At 71.8% G+C, this 18,023-nt stretch carries 18 protein-coding genes; 9 read left to right on the top strand and 9 right to left on the bottom strand.

Annotated features, from left to right (window positions below):
* Positions 1 to 39: 39 nt before the first annotated feature.
* Positions 40 to 1,473 carry an argininosuccinate lyase gene (gene argH, locus OG844_RS39020; RefSeq protein ID WP_406388737.1) on the bottom strand — a complete coding sequence of 478 codons (1,434 nt, stop codon included), beginning with the start codon at positions 1,471 to 1,473 and terminating at the stop codon, positions 40 to 42.
* A gap of 243 nt (positions 1,474 to 1,716) precedes the next feature.
* Here argH and OG844_RS39015 point away from each other — a divergent pair, with 243 nt between their 5' ends.
* The 3 genes from OG844_RS39015 to OG844_RS39005 all read left to right on the top strand — a co-directional run bounded on the left by OG844_RS39015 (position 1,717) and on the right by OG844_RS39005 (position 4,529).
* Positions 1,717 to 3,123 (top strand): HEAT repeat domain-containing protein, encoded by a 1,407-nt coding sequence (locus OG844_RS39015; RefSeq protein ID WP_406388739.1) that lies wholly within the window; start codon positions 1,717 to 1,719, stop codon positions 3,121 to 3,123.
* A gap of 43 nt (positions 3,124 to 3,166) precedes the next feature.
* Positions 3,167 to 3,766 (top strand): pyridoxamine 5'-phosphate oxidase family protein, encoded by a 600-nt coding sequence (locus OG844_RS39010; protein ID WP_406388740.1) that lies wholly within the window; start codon positions 3,167 to 3,169, stop codon positions 3,764 to 3,766.
* Between the two features lie 64 nt (positions 3,767 to 3,830).
* Positions 3,831 to 4,529 carry a L,D-transpeptidase gene (locus OG844_RS39005; RefSeq protein ID WP_406388742.1) on the top strand — a complete coding sequence of 233 codons (699 nt, stop codon included), beginning with the start codon at positions 3,831 to 3,833 and terminating at the stop codon, positions 4,527 to 4,529.
* Positions 4,530 to 4,540: 11 nt separating this feature from the next.
* On the opposite strand, the gene OG844_RS39000 is transcribed toward OG844_RS39005, so the two are convergent.
* The 5 genes from OG844_RS39000 to argC form a co-directional block, all read right to left on the bottom strand.
* On the bottom strand, positions 4,541 to 5,077 hold the full coding sequence (locus tag OG844_RS39000; RefSeq protein WP_329212851.1) for an arginine repressor: 537 nt from the start codon (positions 5,075 to 5,077) through the stop codon (positions 4,541 to 4,543).
* Between the two features lie 10 nt (positions 5,078 to 5,087).
* The gene (locus tag OG844_RS38995; protein ID WP_406388744.1) at positions 5,088 to 6,284 is read right to left on the bottom strand and encodes an acetylornithine transaminase; all 1,197 of its coding nucleotides are present in this window, start codon (positions 6,282 to 6,284) and stop codon (positions 5,088 to 5,090) included.
* The gene (gene argB / locus OG844_RS38990) at positions 6,281 to 7,243 is read right to left on the bottom strand and encodes an acetylglutamate kinase (protein ID WP_406388746.1); all 963 of its coding nucleotides are present in this window, start codon (positions 7,241 to 7,243) and stop codon (positions 6,281 to 6,283) included. Before argB ends, OG844_RS38995 begins: the two co-directional genes overlap by 4 nt.
* Positions 7,240 to 8,394, bottom strand: a complete 1,155-nt coding sequence (gene argJ, locus OG844_RS38985) for a bifunctional glutamate N-acetyltransferase/amino-acid acetyltransferase ArgJ (protein WP_406388747.1) — start codon at positions 8,392 to 8,394, stop codon at positions 7,240 to 7,242. Before argJ ends, argB begins: the two co-directional genes overlap by 4 nt.
* 88 nt (positions 8,395 to 8,482) lie before the next feature.
* Complete coding sequence (gene argC / locus OG844_RS38980) at positions 8,483 to 9,511, bottom strand: N-acetyl-gamma-glutamyl-phosphate reductase (protein WP_406388749.1); 1,029 nt, start codon at positions 9,509 to 9,511, stop codon at positions 8,483 to 8,485.
* Positions 9,512 to 9,723: 212 nt separating this feature from the next.
* Here argC and OG844_RS38975 point away from each other — a divergent pair, with 212 nt between their 5' ends.
* A complete protein-coding gene (locus OG844_RS38975) occupies positions 9,724 to 10,389 on the top strand; it encodes a hypothetical protein (RefSeq protein WP_406388750.1) in 666 nt (221 codons plus the stop codon).
* A gap of 291 nt (positions 10,390 to 10,680) precedes the next feature.
* Here OG844_RS38975 and OG844_RS38970 read toward each other — a convergent pair whose 3' ends face one another.
* Entirely contained in the window at positions 10,681 to 11,085 is a 405-nt protein-coding gene (locus OG844_RS38970; RefSeq protein WP_384603748.1) for a DUF5997 family protein, read from the bottom strand.
* 58 nt (positions 11,086 to 11,143) lie between these two features.
* Here OG844_RS38970 and OG844_RS38965 point away from each other — a divergent pair, with 58 nt between their 5' ends.
* From OG844_RS38965 to OG844_RS38945, 5 genes are all read left to right on the top strand, one after another.
* Positions 11,144 to 11,899: a LysR family substrate-binding domain-containing protein gene (locus tag OG844_RS38965; protein ID WP_406388752.1), complete on the top strand. Its 756-nt coding sequence runs from the start codon at positions 11,144 to 11,146 to the stop codon at positions 11,897 to 11,899.
* Positions 11,900 to 12,045: 146 nt separating this feature from the next.
* A complete protein-coding gene (locus tag OG844_RS38960; RefSeq protein WP_406388753.1) occupies positions 12,046 to 13,002 on the top strand; it encodes an alpha/beta hydrolase in 957 nt (318 codons plus the stop codon).
* On the top strand, positions 12,995 to 14,155 hold the full coding sequence (locus OG844_RS38955; protein ID WP_406388755.1) for an acyltransferase: 1,161 nt from the start codon (positions 12,995 to 12,997) through the stop codon (positions 14,153 to 14,155). The genes OG844_RS38960 and OG844_RS38955 overlap by 8 nt, the downstream gene beginning before the upstream one ends.
* A gap of 10 nt (positions 14,156 to 14,165) precedes the next feature.
* Entirely contained in the window at positions 14,166 to 15,464 is a 1,299-nt protein-coding gene (locus OG844_RS38950) for a sensor histidine kinase (protein WP_406396022.1), read from the top strand.
* Entirely contained in the window at positions 15,461 to 16,129 is a 669-nt protein-coding gene (locus tag OG844_RS38945) for a response regulator (RefSeq protein WP_406388757.1), read from the top strand. Before OG844_RS38950 ends, OG844_RS38945 begins: the two co-directional genes overlap by 4 nt.
* 54 nt (positions 16,130 to 16,183) lie before the next feature.
* Here the strand turns inward: OG844_RS38945 and OG844_RS38940 are convergent, their stop codons facing one another.
* Together OG844_RS38940 and OG844_RS38935 are read right to left on the bottom strand one after the other, a co-directional pair.
* The gene (locus tag OG844_RS38940) at positions 16,184 to 17,335 is read right to left on the bottom strand and encodes a serine hydrolase domain-containing protein (RefSeq protein ID WP_406388759.1); all 1,152 of its coding nucleotides are present in this window, start codon (positions 17,333 to 17,335) and stop codon (positions 16,184 to 16,186) included.
* A 94-nt stretch (positions 17,336 to 17,429) separates the two neighbouring features.
* Entirely contained in the window at positions 17,430 to 18,005 is a 576-nt protein-coding gene (locus OG844_RS38935; RefSeq protein ID WP_406388760.1) for a histidine phosphatase family protein, read from the bottom strand.
* Between the last annotated feature and the right edge of the window lie 18 nt (positions 18,006 to 18,023).

Here is an 18,023-nt window from a genome sequence, read left to right as displayed (position 1 = left end):
TGTACCTGCCCGACCAACGTAGCCCGCGATGCCGCCGGATCAGCCGCGCGCGGTCGCCCAGGCGTGCTGCGTCGTGAGGTCGGCCTTCACCTCGGCGAGCTGGACGGCGACGGCCGACGGGGCCGTGCCGCCGCGGCCGTCGCGGGAGGCGAGCGCGCCGGGCACGTCGAGTACCGTGCGCACCTCGGGGGTGAGGTGCTCGGAGATCTTGGCGAACTGCTCGTCCGTCAGTTCGTCGAGCTCGATGCCCTGCTGCTCGCACACCTTGACGCACTCGCCTGCGACCTCGTGCGCGACCCGGAACGGGACGCCCTGCTTGACCAGCCACTCGGCGATGTCCGTGGCGAGCGAGAAGCCGGCCGGGGCCAGCTCCTCCATGCGCTCACGGTTGACGGTGAGCGTGGCCATCATGCCGGTGAAGGCGGGGAGCAGGACCTCCAACTGGTCGCAGGAGTCGAAGACGGGTTCCTTGTCCTCCTGCAGGTCGCGGTTGTACGCGAGCGGGAGGGCCTTGAGGGTCGCCATCAGCCCGGTCAGATTACCGATGAGACGGCCGGACTTGCCGCGGGCCAGCTCGGCGATGTCCGGGTTCTTCTTCTGCGGCATGATCGATGACCCGGTGGAGAAGGCGTCGTGGAGGGTGACGAAGGAGAACTCCTTCGTGTTCCAGATGATGATCTCCTCCGCGATCCGGGAGAGGTTGATGCCGATCATCGCGGTGATGAACGCGAACTCGGCGACGAAGTCCCGGGACGCGGTGCCGTCGATGGAGTTGGCGACGGATCCGTGCTCGAAGCCGAGGTCGGCGGCGACCGCCTCCGGGTCGAGCCCGAGGGACGATCCGGCCAGCGCGCCGGAGCCGTACGGGGAGACGGCGGTCCGCTCGTCCCACTGCCGCAGCCGCTCGGCGTCCCGGATGAAGGGCTGCACATGGGCCAGGACGTGGTGGGCGAACAGCACGGGCTGGGCGTGCTGCAGGTGCGTACGGCCGGGCATGGCCACGTCGGCGTGGGCCTCGGCCAGCCCGACGAGCGCGTCCTGGAGTTCGGCGATCAGCCCGCCGATGATCCTGGCGTGGTCGCGCAGGTACATCCGGAAGAGCGTGGCGACCTGGTCGTTGCGTGACCGGCCTGCCCGCAGCTTGCCGCCGAGGTCCGGACCGAGACGCTCCAGCAGGCCGCGCTCCAGCGCGGTGTGGACGTCCTCGTCGGCGATGGTGCCGGTGAACGAGCCGTCGGCGACGGCGGCTTCGAGCGAGTCCAGGCCGGCGATCATGCGGTCGAGCTCGTCCTCGGTGAGCAGACCCGCCTTGTTGAGCACCCGCGCGTGGGCACGGGAGCCGGCGATGTCGTACGGGGCGAGCCGCCAGTCGAAGTGGACGGAGGCGGACAGCTTGGCCAGCGCCTCGGCGGGTCCGTCGGCGAAACGGCCGCCCCAGAGGCGTACGTCGCTGTTGCCGGTGCCGTTGCTCACTGCGTGCTCCTCGGGAGTGCAAGGGTGGGATGTGCGACCGCCTCCCCGCACGCGTACGGAGGGGAGGCGGTGGGTGACTCGGGGATCGGACGAGGTCGCACGTGGCCGCGATCTTCGAGGAAAGGCCGAGGATCCCGATGAAGCCCTGTGCGGTGCAGTCACTGGTAGGCATAACTATGCAGCCCTCTGTATGGTTTGTCAAAGCTGCTGGTGGGAGGCGCGTGTGATCCCTAGGCTGGGCTCATGCGGAACGTGATCCCTCTGTCGCCCACGCTGTACCTCTCCCCGCAGGACCGACTCCTGCTGGGCAAGCCCCTGGCCGCGGCACTGGACACGCCCGATCCGGAGGCATGGGTCGAGCTCGACCGGCGGATACGGTCGGAGACCGCGCGGCGGAGCGGGGTCCTGCCGCTGGTGTCCCTGCTCCGGGAGCGTCATGCAGGCGGACGCGGGTCGGTCGACTGGTCGAGCGCACCCCGCTGGGACGAGGAGGCGAAGGACGTCACCTGGTCGCAGTTCCCGCCCCGTGAGGCGGAGACCGCGATCGCCCTCTGCCACCGCCGGTGGCAGGTCCGCGAGGCCGCGCTGGCGTTCACCCCCGGGCAGCCGCCCCTCCTGCCCCTGCTGCTGATCCGCTGCGCCGACCGTCACGTACGGGTACGGGAGCGGGCCCGCCGGATCATGCGTGCGACCCTGCAGGCGTCGGAGGCGGAGCCCTCGGACCTGGTGGCCCTGGCCCTGCGTCTGACCCTTTTCCCGCACGGCGGCTGGGCCCTGGACCGGGTCCTGGCCGCCACGGGACCCCTGCCGGGACTGCCGGGCATGCTCTGCGCGAGCCATGCGCCGGAGGTCCGGGTCCTCGGGGCGCGACTGGCCCTGGAGGGGGACCTGCTCACGCCCGCCGGGCTGACGGAGCTCATCCTCACCGCCCCGGACCGGGTCGTCCGCCACCGGTGCACCGACAAACTGCTCGCGCAGGTCACCGCAGGTGATCCGGAGCGGCTCCTGGACCCCTTGCTCGGGGCCTCCTCGGCCGTGACGCGGTCCTCCGCGGTGATGGCCCTGCACCGGGCGGACCGCGGCCCGGAGGCCGAGTCGCGCCTGGTCGATCAGTCGGCCCGCGTGCGTTCCGCCGCCCGCCTGGTCCTGCGGCTGGAGGGCCGCGACCCGGGGGAGGTCTACCGCGCGATGTGCGCCGGTCGCGCCGCCTCCGGGCTGCCGCCGGGAGCCCTGTTCGGCCTGGCCGAGTCCGGAGCGCCCGACGCGACGGCCCTGCTGCGGCCGTTGACGGCCCATCCGGAGGGCCGGGTGCGCGCCGCGGCACTCGCCGCCCTGCGCATGCTGGACGCGGTCTCCCCCGACGAGCTGATGGCCGCCATGGACGACCCGCATCCGCCGGTGGTGCGCACCGCCTGCAAGGCGCTCGTCCCGTACGTCCTGCTGGTCCCGGAGGAGTGGCTGGCCTCCTTGGTCGCCCCCGGCCGCCCCCAGCACGTGCGGCGTTCCGCCCTCCGCCTGCTCTGCGCCCACAGCCTCGCTCTGCGCAAACGCGTACTGGCCGCGATGGAGGACGACGAGGACCCCGAGGTCGCCCACGAGGCGCAGCGTGCCCGCTACGAGCCGCTGCCGCCCTTCAGTTCCGGTGGATGAGAAGCATTACGGGCGAGTCGTCCGGCGACGGATACTTCACTTCATGGGAAAAACGTACGAGCGTATCGACGGACGGCTGCGGACCTTCATCGAGGAGCAGCACATCTTCTTCACCGCCACCTCCCCTCTGGACGCCGATGGCACGGTGAACCTCTCCCCCAAGGGCGTCAGCGGTTCATTCGCCGTCGTCGACGAACGGACCGTCGCCTACCTCGACTTCGCGGGGAGCACCGCCGAGACCGTCGCCCACCTGCGCGAGAACGGACGCATCACGCTGATGTGGTGTGCCTTCCAGGGGCCGCCGAACATCGTGCGTGTGCACGGCCGCGGTGAGCCGGTCTTCCGCGACGATCCGCGGTTCCCTGCCCTGCTCGGCCACTTCCCCTCGGTCGACCCGGCTTCGCACGGCCTGCGCGCGATCATCGTGGTGACGGCCGAACTGATCCGGGACAGCTGCGGATACGGGGTGCCCTTCATGGCGTACGACGAGGACCGCTCCCTGCACGCCGACCGCTTCAGGCGGGAGGACGACGCCAGCCTGAGCGCGTACTTCGGGAAGAAGGAGCACATCGCGACCAGCATCGACGGGCTGCCGGGTCTTCCCCTGCCGCTGCCCGCCCTGCCGGCGCCGTCCGCGGGGTGAGGCGCTGGGCCGTACGGAGCAGGCGCGGTGGGGCCGCGCCGCCGCGGGCCGTACGGTCCGGAACATGCGCAGATCCCTGGTGACCGTGTCGGTTCTGCTGGCACTGGCGTCCCTCGCGGCCCGGCCGGCAGAACCGGCACCCCTCCCTGAACGGCTGGCCGACACGGGCGGCGGCAGCCAACTGATCACCGCCGAGGCCCCGGGCACGGACTCCACCACGGGCACGGTCACGTGGTGGGACCGGCGGTCGGGTACATGGGTCCGTGCGGGTTCCGCACCTGCCCGCTTCGGGGCGAACGGACTGACCGAGGGTGCCGCGCGTACGCAGGGCACGAACACCACGCCCACCGGCCTGTACGACCTGCCGTACGCCTTCGGCGTCGCTGCCGCCCCGGCCGGGACCCGCTATCCGTACCGCCTGGTCAACGAGCGCTCGTGGTGGTGCCAGGACAACGCGTCGCGCGCGTACAACCGCTGGGTGGAGCCGCTGTCGGCGGACTGCCGGGCGGACGAGGCCGAACATCTGGTGACGTACGGGACGCAGTACGCGCGTGCGCTCGTGATCGGCTTCAACTACCACCGGCCGGTACGGGGCCGGGGTGCCGGGATCTTCCTCCACGTCAACGGCAAGGGGGCGACAGCGGGTTGTGTCTCCGTGCCGGCCGCCGACATGGACCGGATCCTGGCCTGGGCGGAGCCGGCGCGGCGTCCGCATATCGCGGTCGGGACCGAGTCCGGCCCGACCGCGATCACGCGCTACTGACGGGCCGCCGCTCAGCGCTCGTTCTGGGCGAGCCGCAGCAGGTGGTCGGCCAGCGCCTGGCCGCCGTTCGGGTCACGGCTGATCAGCATCAGCGTGTCGTCACCCGCGATCGTGCCGAGGATCGCCTGCAGTTCGGCCTGGTCGATGGCCGAGGCGAGGAACTGGGCGGCGCCCGGCGGCGTACGCAGCACCACGAGGTTGGCCGAGGCCTCCGCCGAGATGAGCAGCTCGGAGGAGAGCCTGCGCATCCGTTCCTCCTTCGCGGACCCGCCGAGCGGTGCCTGCGGGGTACGGAAACCGCCCTCACTGGGCACCGCGTAGATCAGCTCGCCTCCGGTGTTGCGGATCTTCACCGCGCCGAGCTCGTCCAGGTCCCGGGAGAGCGTCGCCTGGGTGACGCTCAGCCCGTCGTCGGCCAGCAGCCTGGCCAACTGGCTCTGTGAGCGCACCGGCTGCCGGTTCAGGATGTCCACGATCCGTCGGTGGCGGGCGGTGCGGGTCTGTGGCACCGACGGCCCGCCGTGCTCGGATTCCTGCGCCTCGGTCATCGTCGTCGCCTCATTCTCCGGATCGTCCGTCCCCGTGGGCCGCGTCGAGAGCTCCGGGCAGAATGCGCAGGAACGCGTCCACCTCGGCGTCGCCGATGATCAGTGGCGGCATGAGCCGCACGACATCGGGGGCGGGAGCGTTCACCAGGAGTCCGGCTTCCTGGGCCGCCTTCTGCACCTGCGGTGCGAAGGGCCCGGTGAGCACGATGCCCAGCAGCAGGCCGGAGCCGCGGACGTGGGAGACCAACGGGTGACCCAGCCCCTCCACACCGTCCCTGATCTTCTCGCCGAGCCGCTTCACGTCGTCCAGGGCGCCGTCGGCGGCCAGGGTGTCCAGAACGGCGAGACCGGCGGCGCAGGCGACCGGGTTGCCGCCGAACGTCGTGCCGTGCTGGCCGGGCTTCAGCAGGTCGGCCGCCGCGCCGAACGCTACGGTCGCGCCGATCGGCAGCCCTCCGCCGAGGCCCTTGGCGAGGGTGACGAGGTCGGGCTCGACGCCCTGGTGGGCCTGGTACTCGAACCAGTGGCCGCAGCGGCCGATCCCGGTCTGCACCTCGTCCAGGACCAGCAGTGTGCCGGTGGCCCGGGTGATCTCCCGGGCGGCCTCCAGATAGCCCTTGGGCGGTACGACGACACCGTTCTCACCCTGGATGGGCTCGATGATCAGGAGGGCCGTGTCGGTCGTCACCGCGGCGCGGAGCGCCTCGACGTCGCCGTACGGCACGTGGGTGACGTCGCCGGGCAGCGGCACGAAGGGCTCGCGCTTCCTGGGCTGGCCGGTCAGGGCGAGCGCGCCCATGGTCCGGCCGTGGAATCCGCCGTCGGTCGCGACCATGTGGCTGCGCCCGGTGAGCCGGCCGATCTTGAAGGCGGCCTCGTTCGCCTCGGCGCCGGAGTTGGAGAAGTAGACCTTGCCCGTCCGGCCGAAGAGCTGAAGCAGGCGCTCCGCGAGCGCGATGGGCGGTTCGGCGATGAAGAGGTTGGAGACGTGGCCGAGTGAGGCGGCCTGGGCGGAGACGGCCTCGACGACGGCCGGGTGCGCGTGGCCGAGGGCGTTCACCGCGATACCGCCGACGAAGTCGAGATATTCGGTGCCGTCGGCGTCCCACACACGGGCGCCCGCGCCGCGGACCAGGGACAGCTGCGGTGTTCCGTAGTTGTCCATCAGCGCCGTCTGCCAGCGCTGCGAGAACTGCTCGTTGCTCATGACTCCCCCTGCGCGTGCGGCTGCGGCTCGATGTGTACGTCGTTGTGTGGGCCGACCGGTGCGCCGTCCTGCGTGTCGGGCACGACCATCGTGCCGATTCCCTCGTCGGTGAAGATCTCCAGCAGGATCGAGTGCTGGACCCGGCCGTCGATGACGCGGGCGGTCTCGACGCCGTTGCGCACTGCGTGCAGGCAGCCCTGCATCTTGGGCACCATGCCGCTGGAGAGATCGGGCAGCAGCTTCTCCAGCTCGGTGGCGGTGAGCCGGCTGATCACGTCGTCGCTGTGGGGCCAGTCCTCGTAGAGGCCCTCGACATCGGTGAGGACCATCAGCGTCTCGGCGTTGAGCGCGGCCGCGAGGGCCGCGGCGGCGGTGTCGGCGTTGACGTTGTAGACGTGGTTGTCCTCGGCGGAGCGCGCGATGGAGGAGATGACCGGGATCCGGCCGTCGTCCAGCAGCGCCTGGATGGCTCCGGTGTCAATGGCGGTGATCTCGCCGACCCTGCCGATGTCGACGGACTCGCCGTCGATCATCGGGCGGTGCTGGGTGGCGGTGATGGTGTGGGCGTCCTCGCCGGTCATGCCGACGGCGAGCGGGCCGTGCTGGTTGAGGAGGCCGACGAGCTCGCGCTGGACCTGGCCGGCCAGCACCATGCGTACGACGTCCATGGCCTCGGGCGTGGTGACGCGGAGACCGGCCTTGAACTCACTGACCAGGCCCTGCTTGTCGAGCTGGGCACTGATCTGCGGACCGCCGCCGTGCACGACGACGGGCTTGAGACCGGCGTGCCGCAGGAAGACGACGTCCTGGGCGAACGCGGCCTTCAGCTCCTCGTCGATCATGGCGTTGCCGCCGAACTTGATGACGACGGTCTTTCCGTTGTGCCGGGTCAGCCAGGGCAGCGCCTCGATGAGGATCTGCGCCTTCGGCAGCGCCGTGTGCTTCCTCGCGGCACTCATGAGCTGTACGCGCTGTTCTCGTGGACGTACTCGGCGGTGAGGTCGTTGGCCCAGATGACGGCCGTCTCGGTGCCGGCGGCGAGGTCGGCGGTGATCTTGACCTCCCGGTAGCGCATGTCGACGAGGTCGCGGTCCTCGCCGACACAGCCGTTCCTGCAGACCCACACGTCGTTGATCGCGACGTTCAGCTGATCGGGGTCGAAGGCGGCCTTCGTGGTACCGATGGCGGACAGGACACGGCCCCAGTTGGGGTCCTCCCCGTGGATGGCGCACTTGAGGAGGTTGTTGCGGGCGATGCTGCGGCCCACCTCGACGGCGTCGTCCTCGGTCGCGGCGTTGACGACCTCGATCCGGATGTCCTTGGAAGCGCCCTCGGCGTCACCGATCAACTGGCGTGCGAGGTCGGCGCAGACGGTCTGGACGACAGCGGCGAACTCGGCCTGCCCCGGGGAGATTCCGCTCGCGCCCGAGGCGAGCAGCAGCACGGTGTCGTTGGTCGACATGCAGCCGTCGGAGTCGACCCGGTCGAAGGTGGTCCGGGTCGCGTCGCGCAGCGCGGAGTCGAGACCTGCGGCGTCCACGTCGGCGTCGGTGGTCAGGACGACCAGCATGGTGGCGAGGCCGGGGGCGAGCATGCCGGCGCCCTTGGCCATTCCGCCGACGGTCCAGCCCGCGCCGCCCGCGACCGCGGTCTTGTGCACGGTGTCGGTTGTCTTGATGGCGATGGCGGCCTTCTCACCGCCGTGCTCGCTCAACGCCGCCGCGGCCTTCTCGATGCCGGGCAGGAGCCTGTCCATGGGGAGCAGCAGGCCGATCAGTCCGGTCGACGCGACCGCGATCTCGCCCGCGCTGTGACCGGTGAGGACCTCGGCGGCCTTCTCTGCGGTCGCGTGCGTGTCCTGGAAGCCCTTGGGGCCCGTACAGGCGTTGGCACCACCGGAGTTGAGGACGACGGCGGTCACTTCGCCACCCTTGAGGACCTGCTCCGACCAGAGGACGGGTGCGGCCCTGACGCGGTTGGAGGTGAAGACGCCCGCGGCGGCGCGACCGGGCCCGTTGTTGACCACGAGGGCCAGGTCCGGACCGCCGCTCTCCTTGATTCCGGCGGCGATGCCCGCCGCCGTGAATCCCTTGGCTGCCGTGACGCTCACTGCATCTCCTCGTTCGCTGCTCCGCCGGCGCTGCGCGGCGGCGCGGTCCTCGTCGTCTCCCGCAGCCCGGCGGCTGCGCGTGCGTCGCTCACGGTGCGACTCCGATGGTGGAAAGACCTGTGTCCTCGGGCAGCCCGAGTGCGATGTTCATGCTCTGCAGGGCTCCGGACGCGGTGCCCTTGGCGAGGTTGTCGATGGCGCTGATCACGATGATCCGGCCGGCTGCCTCGTCGTGGGCGACCTGGATCTGGACGGCGTTGGATCCGTACACGGCCGCGGTGGCGGGCCACTGCCCCTCGGGCAGCAGGTCGACGAACGGCTCGTCCGCGAAGGCCTTCTCGTAGGCGGCGCGGAGGGACTCCGTGCTCACGCCCGGCTTCGCCTTCGCGCTGCACGTGGCGAGGATGCCGCGGGGCATGGGCGCGAGGGTCGGTGTGAAGGACACGGTGACCGGCTCACCGGCTGCCGCACTGAGGTTCTGGATCATCTCGGGCGTGTGCCGGTGGACTCCGCCGACGCCGTACGGGGACATGTTGCCCATGACCTCGGAGCCCAGGAGGTGCGGCTTGGCGGCCTTTCCCGCCCCCGAGGTGCCGGAGGCGGCGACGACGACGGCCTCCGGTTCGGCGAGCTGGGCCGCGTACGCCGGGAAGAGCGCGAGGGAGACGGCGGTCGGGTAGCAGCCGGGCACCGCGATGCGCTTGGACCCCTCCAGCGCGCTGCGGGCTCCGGGCAGCTCGGGCAGGCCGTACGGCCAGGTGCCCGCGTGCGGCGAGTTGTAGAATTTCTCCCAGTCGGCGGCGTCCTTCAGCCGGAAGTCGGCGCCCATGTCGACGACGAGCACCTCGTCGCCGAGCTGCTCGGCGACGGCGGCCGACTGCCCGTGCGGCAGGGCCAGGAAGACGACCTCGTGCCCGGCGAGCACCTCGGCCGTGGTCGGCTGGAGCACGCGGTCGGCCAGCGGCCTCAGGTGCGGTTGCAGTGCGCCGAGCTTCTGTCCGGCGTTGGAGTGGCCGGTGAGGGCGCCGATCTCGACCTGTGGGTGGGTGAGGAGCAGGCGGAGCAGTTCCCCGCCGGCATATCCGCTCGCTCCAGCCACTGCCGCACGTACCACCATCGAAATGCCTCCTCGTCGATGGCATGACTATACGCTGGCCTGCACTTTTATGCAAAGATTTGCTGATTGAGCGTCGTCTTGATGGTGACTGAGCGCGATAGTTGGCCCTTGAGCTCACGAGTTGGCCCCTGAGCGCGATTCCTGGCCCGTAGGACTGCGGGCGGGACTGCCGCCCGATGCGCTGCCGGACCCCGCCACTAGACTCCGGCACCATGACGGCCGCCACTCCCCTGTCGCCGATCCCGGTCGCTCCTGACGGTTTGACCCGCAGGGCCAAGAGGTTCGTAGAGGTGGAGGGCATCCGCGTTCCTCGGCAGTGCATCGGGCGCCATCGCGACACGTGGCTCAGGCACGGCATCCCGGCCGCAGAGATCGACCGGGTCGCGGCCTTCCAGAACCGCTGGGGCGGTCTCGCGCTGCCGCCGGCCCCGTTCTACGAGAGCGGCCCGCGCATCCTGGACGCGGACGTCCCCGAGGGCTCGGCCGCGGAGGGCTGGTGGATTCCGGCCGGGGACTGTCGGGTGTCCATGGCCTACGGCTTCATGATCGGCCCCGGTGGCGAGTTCGGGATCCACGGCTCCCATTGGGCGCCGCTGCATGCCAGTGCGGACGGCTGGGTGGAATCGCTGGCGCTGGCCGCCCACGCGAGGCGCTGGGCCAAGACCATCACGAGGACCACCGGCAAGGCCGTCGACTCACTGGACCTCGACGGTTACGAGCAGGTGCCTGAAGTGCAGGGCCTGACCGACACCTGGTGGCGGGGCAAGGACTCGCTCATCGCCCTCTACCGTGGCGAGGCCGTAGGCCTTGACGCACCTCAATGCCTGGAGGCTCACGTCTACGGCAGCCTCGACCAGTGGGGCCTCCACGGCGGCTGACCGCTCACCGGCGCCGCTGTTCGGGCCGGAGCCGGGGTTCGGCGAGGAAGCGGCCGCCTGGCAGTCCACGCCCGAGGCGAAGTCGGTCATGGCGCGCTCCGGCAACGAGTGGGGCGCCGCGTACGCCGCGTCGGGCGCGGACCCGGAGGTCGTGGCGGCCACGACGGCGGCGACGATCGCTGCCTACACCGGGGCGTAGAGCGGGGCGGCCGGGTTCCTCACCGCTTCGAGACCCTGACGGACCCGGGAGACCCGGCGGCCGTCACCGCGCCCTCACCGCCCCCGCACGCGTCAGGAACGCGGGTCGCCGGACTCCTCGGACCGCGCCGCGTTCTTCTCCTTGATGCGGATCGCTTCCTTGCGGACCTCGGCCTGGGTGGCGCGCTCCTTCTGCAGCCACTCGGGGCTCTCGTCCTTGAGCGCGTCGATCTGCTCGGTGGTGAGCGGCTCGGTGACTCCGCCCCGCGCGAGGCCGGCGATGGAGATGCCCAGCTTCGAAGCGACCACGGGCCGGGGGTGCGGACCGTTGCGCCGCAGCTCCTGCAGCCACTCGGGCGGATCGGCCTGGAGTGCGTTCAGCTCGCTGCGCGAGACGACGCCCTCCTGGAACTCGGCGGGGGTGGCTTCGAGGTACACACCCAGCTTCTTCGCCGCGGTGGCGGGCTTCATTGTCTGGGTGGTCTGGTGCGACGTCATGGTGTCCAGGGTATCGAGCATGTGCGCCGCCTCCGACCACGGCCGGTAACCTGGCGGAGTGACAGGCTCGGAAACCCCCTCTTCGTTCCGGCTCGCCTACGTCCCGGGCGTGACCCCGACCAAATGGGTGCGGATCTGGAACGAGCGGCTGCCCGGCGTCCCGCTGATCCTCGTGGGCGTCCCCGCGGCCGAGGCGGCCGGTGTGCTGCGCGGCGGCGACGCCGACGCCGGTTTCGTACGCCTCCCGGTGGACCGTACGGATCTGAGCGCGATCCCCCTCTACACCGAGACGACCGTGGTCGTGGTCCCCAAGGACCACCTCGTGGCGGCCGTCGACGAGGTGTCGGCCGCGGATCTCGCCGACGAGATCGTGCTGCACCCCCTCGACGACACCCTGGAGTGGGAGCGTCCGCCTGGCCGGCCCGCGCTCGAGCGCCCCGCGACGACGGAGGACGCCGTCGAGCTGGTGGCGGCGGGGGTGGGGCTGCTCGTCGTCCCGCAGTCGCTGGCCCGTCTGTACCACCGCAAGGACCTCACCTACCGGCCGCTCTCGGACGTACCCGAGTCGCGCATCGCCCTGTCCTGGCCGGAGGAGAGGACCACCGACCTGGTGGAGGAGTTCATCGGGATCGTCCGCGGGCGGACCGTGAACAGCACCCGGGGCCGCCCCCCGACACCCCCGCAGCCGAAGGCCAAGCGCCCGGAGAAGAAGGGCGGCGCACCGCGCAAGCCCGCAGCCGGCAAGGCGACGGGCAAGAGCCCCCGGGGCGCGTCCGGCGGCGGCAAGCGCGGCAAGCCCCGGCGTCGCCCGTAGCGGGCATCGGAGGCGGGGCACCCCCTACTCGTAGTACTCCAGAGCTACGTGACAGGTGCGCTCCTCAGCGGGACGCCGACCACACGGGGCGGTCCATAGCTTCGGTACCGGATTCATCAGGCACATCCGGTACGGAAGGACCACCCATGGCGTCCCGCCCACGCAGCAGCCGTTTGCGTCGCGCGTTGCTCTCCGCGCTCGTCACCGCGTCCGTGGCACTGCCGGTGTCGGGGGCGGCCCGCCCCGCCGCTGTTCCGGCACCCGCCCCTGCGGCCCTCGGCCCGCTGGGCACCACGGCCCCTGGCGCGCTGGCGGCGCGGTACGCGGCGAACCGTGACGGCATCCGGGCCGCCGAGCACATGGCCGCCCGGAACGGGGACCGGCAACGCGCCGCCTCGCTGCGGGACATGGCCAGGTCCGCCCGGCACTTCCTCGCGTTCGACGGGCGCGACGGCGGCCGCAGCGCCGAGGTCTTCGGGGATCTGTCCCGGGCCGGACGGATCGCCGTACTGGTACCGGGAGCCGGCGTCGACCTCGACCACTACTGGCGTTTACGGCGCGATGCCGAGGCGCTCCTCCGGGAGCTCGGCAGCGGGTCGGCCGTCGTCGCCTGGCTCGGGTACCGGACACCGGTCACGGTGAGCCCCGGGGCGCTGACGTCGGCGCGTGCCGTCGAAGCGGCACCTCAACTGACCTCCTTCGTACGGGAGTTGGGTGCGGCACGGCCCCCCGCCCGGGTCTCCGTGCTCTGCCACTCCTACGGTTCCGTCGTCTGCGCCAGGGCGGCGTCCGGACTCGATGTCGCGGAGATCGTGCTGTACGGCAGTCCCGGCACCGGTGCCGACAGCGCCGCCGCGCTGCACACCCGGGCCACCGTCCGGGCCGGCCGGAGCGGTGACGACTGGATCGCGGACGTACCGCACATACGGGTGCGACTGCCGTTCGTGACGGTCGGGTTCGGTACCGACCCGGTCTCGCCGGAGTTCGGCGCCGAGGTCTTCGACGCGGGCGACGGCGGGCACAGCGACTACCTGAAGCCCGGTTCCGTCTCGCTGCGCAGCATCGGCCGGATCGTCGCGGGGACGGCGGGCCGTCGTGCGTGAGCTCGTGCGGCGCATCGAGTCCGCGACGCCTCCGGACCGCGACCGTGCGCTCGACGCCCTGCGCGGCCTCGCCATCCTGGGCGTGGTGTGCGGCCACTGGCTGGTGACGGCTCTGGTCGCCGACAGCGGCACGGTGCACGGGGCGAGTCCGCTCCAGTACATGCCGCAGTTCACCCCGGTGTCCTGGGTGTTCCAGACGCTCGCGGTCTTCTTCCTGGTGGGCGGGCACGTGGGAGCGAAGGGTTATGCCTCCGCCCGGGCGAGGGGCGAGTCCTACGGCGTGTGGCTGCGGGCCCGGATGGGGCGGCTGTTCCGGCCGGTCGCCGTGGTCCTGGTGGTGTGGGCCGTGGCGGCGTGCGTGATGCTGGCCTCCGGGGTGGACCAGGGCACCGTGCGCGCGCTGGGCAAGCTGGTGTGGTCGCCCCTGTGGTTCCTGCTGGTCTTCGCGGCGCTGACGGCGGCGACCCCGCTCGTGGCGCGGCTGCATGCGCTGTGGCCGCTCGCCGCGGTCCTCCACGTCGACCTGATCCGCCTGGGCCTCGACGGCCCGGCCGCCCTCGGCCGGGTCAACGTGGCGGCGGGCTGGCTGGTCCCGTACTGCCTGGGCGCCGCTTGGGCGCGGGGCGGGCTGCGCAGCCGCCGGACCGGTTGGGCGTTGCTGCTCGGGGGCGCGGCGGCCACCGCAGGGCTCGTCCTGTTCGCCGGCTATCCGGCGTCCATGGTCGGGGTGCCGGGCGGCGAGCTGTCCAACCTCGATCCTCCGACGCTCGCGGTCGTCACCTTCGGCCTCGCCCAGTGCGGAGCGGCTCTGCTGCTGCTCGGACCGCTGCGCCGGGTCCTGGCGCGTCCCGCCGTCTGGGCGGCCGTGGCGCTGGTGAACCTGTCCGCGATGACCGTGTTCCTGTGGCACCAGACCGCGATGATCGTGGTCACCTCGACCGTCCTGTTCGCCGGCGGCCCGTTGCCCGGTCTGCACACCGTGCCCGACGGCCCGGTCTGGGTCCTGGCACGGCTGGCCTGGCTGCCGGTCTTCGCCCTGGTGTTGCTGGCGCTCCGGCACGCCTTCGGTGCGTACGAGCAGCGGCGGAACAGCAGATCGACCGTCGTACGGAAGAGTTCCCCCGCCCGGATCCAGGAGTCGCGACGTGCTTAAGGTGGAGAACATGACGGGGTGGGCGGGGGCCGGGGCGGCCGGGCGACGGCTGGCGGCCGCTCTGCGGAGGCTGCCGCGCACGCTGCGCGAGGATCTGTGGACCTCGCCCGTCGATCCGGTACCGCCACCGGGCCGGCCGGGCGCACCGATATGGCGGCCGGTGTTCGGAATGCTGCTGGCGATCGTCGCGTCGGCGATCACGCTGTTCCATGTGTACGACCTGATACCGGACGGCTCCGGCATCCCCCTGTACGCGGTTCTCCTCGCCGTGCTCCAGTCGGTGGCGCTGATCACCGGTATGTCCCGGCCGCTGTACGCCTGGTGGGCGTCGCTCGGGCTCATGGTCGTCAGCGTGCGGCTCGCCGAGCCGGTGCTGAGGCCAGACGCGCTGTTCCCGTGGACCACGCCCGAAATCGCCCTGCAGAGCGGGGCGTTGTTTCTGTTGGCACTCCGGGTCCAGCCACGCCGCGCGGTCACCGCGCTGGTGGTCAGTCTCCTGACGGGGCTTGCCGCCAGCTCGTTCGCCACGCAGGCCCACAACTACGCCCTCGACCGCGCCGCCCTCGTCGCCGTCGCGGCCGTCGTGGTCGGCAGCGCGCTGCGGGCCCTGCGGGTGGCCCGCACCCAGTTGGTGGAGCAGTCGGAGCTGACGGAGGAGGAACGGGCCCGGCGCACGCTCCTGGAGGAGCGCAACCGGATCGCACGCGAGCTGCACGACGTGGTCGCCCACCACATGTCCGTGATCTCCATCCAGGCCCAGGTAGCCCCGCACCTGGTGGAGAACCCGTCGGACGAGCTCAAGGAGAACCTCGCGGGCATCCGGGAGAACGCCGTCGAGGCACTCGCCGAACTGCGCCGCGTGCTCGGCGTACTGCGCTCGGAGGACGCCCTCGCGGACGGCGTACGGCACGCCCCGCAGCCCACCCTCGACATGCTTCCCGAACTGGTCGGGAAGGTACGGGGGGCCGGCATCACCGTCACCACGGAAACGGCCGGCACCCGGCGGCCGTTGCCGCCCGGCGTCGAGCTGTCGGCGTTCCGCATCGTGCAGGAGGCGCTCAGCAACGTGATGCGGCACGCCCCGGGGGCACGCGCCCGGGTGGAGGTCGGCTACCACAGGGCGGCCGTCACGGTCCGGGTCACCAACTCCGCCCCGGACACCCCGCCCGCACGGTCCGCAGGCGTCGGCCACGGGCTGCTCGGAATGAACGAACGGACCGCCATGCTGGGCGGCGAACTCACCCACGGCCCCACCCCCGGCGGGGGTTACGAAGTAGTGGCGACACTTCCCCTGGAGGAACCCGCATGACCATCCGCGTGCTGATCGCCGACGACCAGATGATGGTGCGTCAGGGCTTCACGGTGCTGCTGAACGCCGAGCCCGGCATCGAGGTCGTCGGCCAGGCGGTGGATGGTCTCGACGCGGTGGAGAAGGTCGCCGCACTGGCTCCCGACGTCGTCCTGATGGACATACGGATGCCGCGTCTCGGCGGGATCGACGCCACCCGCCGCATCACCGAAGCGCCGGGCGCCACCGTCAAGGTCCTCGTCCTGACCACCTTCGACCTCGACGAGTACGTGTACGAGGCGCTGCGCGCGGGCGCCTCCGGTTTCCTGCTGAAGGACGCGTCGGCGGCCGAACTCGCGCGGGCGGTACGGGTGGTGGCGGCCGGCGACGCGCTGCTCGCCCCGAACATCACCAAGCGTCTGATCGCCGAGTTCTCCCGGGTGAGCACCGCGCCGCGCGCCCCGAGCAGGGACCGCGTCGGTGATCTCACGGAACGCGAGACCGAGGTCCTGTTCCTCGTCGCGCAAGGGCTGTCCAACGCGGAGATCGCCGGGCGGCTGGTCGTGGCGGAGCAGACCGTGAAGACCCATGTGAGCCGGATCCTGGTGAAACTGGGCCTGCGCGACCGGACGCAGGCCGCGGTGTTCGCGTACGAGTCGGGGCTGGTGCGCCCGGCCGGCTACTGACCGGACGCCGCCCGCGGCCGGGAGCGGGGCACGTCGTCCGCCCCGTCCGCCCGGTCAGAGGGACGCGTACACCGCGTCGATCAGCGCCATCTTGCGTGGGTCGTCGGCGATGTTCGCGCCCATGCGGTTCATGACGTAGCCGAGCGAGATGCCGGCCTCCGGGTCGGCGAATCCGCAGGAACCGCCCGCCCCGTCGTGCCCGACGGCACGCGGGTTGGGACCGTAGGAGGCGTTCTCGCCGCTCAGCCAGAGGCCGAGGCCCAGCTCGGTGTCGTGGGCGAAGCCCGCGCCGAGGACCAGGTCCCGGCAGCTGCCCTGCCCCTCACGGACCCTTTCCGCGGCCTTCTCGGAGAGGATCCGACGGCCGTCGACGCTGCCCCGTCCGGCGAGGATGCCGTAGAGCGCGGCGACCGCGCGGGCCGTTCCGTGGCCGTTCGCGGCGGGGATCTCGGCGGCCCGCCACTCGGGGGTGTTGGCGGCGGCCGTGCCCGTACCGGGGTTGAGCAGTGAGGCGATGGCCACCGGCTCCATCCGGGCGAAGAGCGCGGCCTGTTCACGCGAGACGGTCTTCGGCTGGACGAGCTCGGCGACCCGGTGGGCGTCCTCCTCCGGGAAACCGATGGTGAAGTCGATGTCCAGCGGGCCCGTGATCTCCTGCCGCAGGAACTCCCCGGGCAGCAGGCCGGTGATCCGGCGGACGACCTCGCCGATGAGGAATCCGTACGAGATGGCGTGATATCCGGAGCGGGTGCCCGGCTCCCACCACGGTTCGGTCGCGGCGAGGCGGGCCGTCGTCAGCTCCCAGTCGTACAGCTCGGCCAGGGTGTGCGGATCCCGCAGGCCCGCGACGCCCGACCGGTGCGAGAGCAGATGGCGTACGGGCACGGACTCCTTGCCGGCGGCGGCGAATTCGGGCCAGTACGTGGCTACGGGAGCGTCCAGGTCGAGGAGGCCGCGGTCGACGAGGATGTGGGCGCAGAGCGCGGTCGGGCCCTTCGTCGTGGACCACACGTTGACCACGGTGTCCCGCTCCCACGGACGGGTCCGGTCCTTGTCCGCCCAGCCACCCCAGAGGTCTACCGCCGGGGAACCGTCGACGAGGACGGTGACGGCCGCGCCCAGTTCGTCACGCTGCTCGAAATTCGCCGCGAACGCGTCGCGCACCGCCGCGAACCGGTCGTCGCAGTGGCCATGGAAGTGCGGCACGGATCACTCCTCGTCTCGGGAGCCCTCACCGTACCGACTGGTCGGACTGGCGGGAAGAAGCCGAACTCCGGGTTCCTCCGATCGAGGGGAGCCGTCAGCGCCGAAGCGCTTCGAGGCTCAGGCTCCAGCGGCCGGGCATCCCGGTGAGCGTGAGGGTGGAGAGCGGGCGGACGTCGACGTTCCAGTACGTCGACGGCGGAGCTTTGAGCGCGTAGACGAGGGCGGCCCGGACGACGGCGGGTTCGGCGACGGCGACGATGAAACCGTCGCACGCCGGACGGGTGTCGAGCCAGCCGCCTATCCGGGAGATGAAGGCGAGCAGCGGTTCGCCGCCGTGCGGGGCGGATCGCGGGTCGGCGAGCCAGGCGTCGACGGACGCGGGCTCCCGGGCGGCCACGTCCGCGAGGGTCAGGCCGCGCCAGCGGCCCATGTCGCAGTCGCGGAGCGCGGGCTGGGCCATGGGCGCGAAGCCGAGGGCGTCGCCGGTGGCGCGGCTGCGCGGTGTGGGCGAGCAGTAGCGCAGCTCGGCCGCGCCGAGCGACACCAGGGCGTGTGCGGCGAGCTGCACCTCGTGCCAGCCCGTGTGGTCGAGCGGCCGGTCGTCGTCGAAACGCTCGGCGAGCAGGGCGGAGCTGCGCGCTGCTGCGACCAGGGAGACACGAACACTCATGGGCGCGATCGTGGAGCC

This window comes from Streptomyces sp. NBC_00887, from assembly GCF_045207585.1.
The sequence above is the reverse complement of the archived record's forward strand: the minus strand, read 5'-3'. Positions and strand labels throughout refer to the sequence as shown.

What these genes read in the sequence shown, in the direction of transcription:
- OG844_RS39015 (WP_406388739.1), top strand. Translation starts at nt 1,717, where the DNA reads ATGCGGAACGTGATCCCTCTGTCGCCCACGCTGTACCTCTCCCCGCAG.
- OG844_RS39010 (WP_406388740.1), top strand. Translation starts at nt 3,167, where the DNA reads ATGGGAAAAACGTACGAGCGTATCGACGGACGGCTGCGGACCTTCATC.
- OG844_RS39005 (WP_406388742.1), top strand. Translation starts at nt 3,831, where the DNA reads ATGCGCAGATCCCTGGTGACCGTGTCGGTTCTGCTGGCACTGGCGTCC.
- OG844_RS39000 (WP_329212851.1), bottom strand. Translation starts at nt 5,077, where the DNA reads ATGACCGAGGCGCAGGAATCCGAGCACGGCGGGCCGTCGGTGCCACAG.
- OG844_RS38995 (WP_406388744.1), bottom strand. Translation starts at nt 6,284, where the DNA reads ATGAGCAACGAGCAGTTCTCGCAGCGCTGGCAGACGGCGCTGATGGAC.
- argB (WP_406388746.1), bottom strand. Translation starts at nt 7,243, where the DNA reads ATGAGTGCCGCGAGGAAGCACACGGCGCTGCCGAAGGCGCAGATCCTC.
- argC (WP_406388749.1), bottom strand. Translation starts at nt 9,511, where the DNA reads ATGGTGGTACGTGCGGCAGTGGCTGGAGCGAGCGGATATGCCGGCGGG.
- OG844_RS38975 (WP_406388750.1), top strand. Translation starts at nt 9,724, where the DNA reads ATGACGGCCGCCACTCCCCTGTCGCCGATCCCGGTCGCTCCTGACGGT.
- OG844_RS38970 (WP_384603748.1), bottom strand. Translation starts at nt 11,085, where the DNA reads ATGACGTCGCACCAGACCACCCAGACAATGAAGCCCGCCACCGCGGCG.
- OG844_RS38960 (WP_406388753.1), top strand. Translation starts at nt 12,046, where the DNA reads ATGGCGTCCCGCCCACGCAGCAGCCGTTTGCGTCGCGCGTTGCTCTCC.
- OG844_RS38950 (WP_406396022.1), top strand. Translation starts at nt 14,166, where the DNA reads ATGACGGGGTGGGCGGGGGCCGGGGCGGCCGGGCGACGGCTGGCGGCC.
- OG844_RS38945 (WP_406388757.1), top strand. Translation starts at nt 15,461, where the DNA reads ATGACCATCCGCGTGCTGATCGCCGACGACCAGATGATGGTGCGTCAG.
- OG844_RS38935 (WP_406388760.1), bottom strand. Translation starts at nt 18,005, where the DNA reads ATGAGTGTTCGTGTCTCCCTGGTCGCAGCAGCGCGCAGCTCCGCCCTG.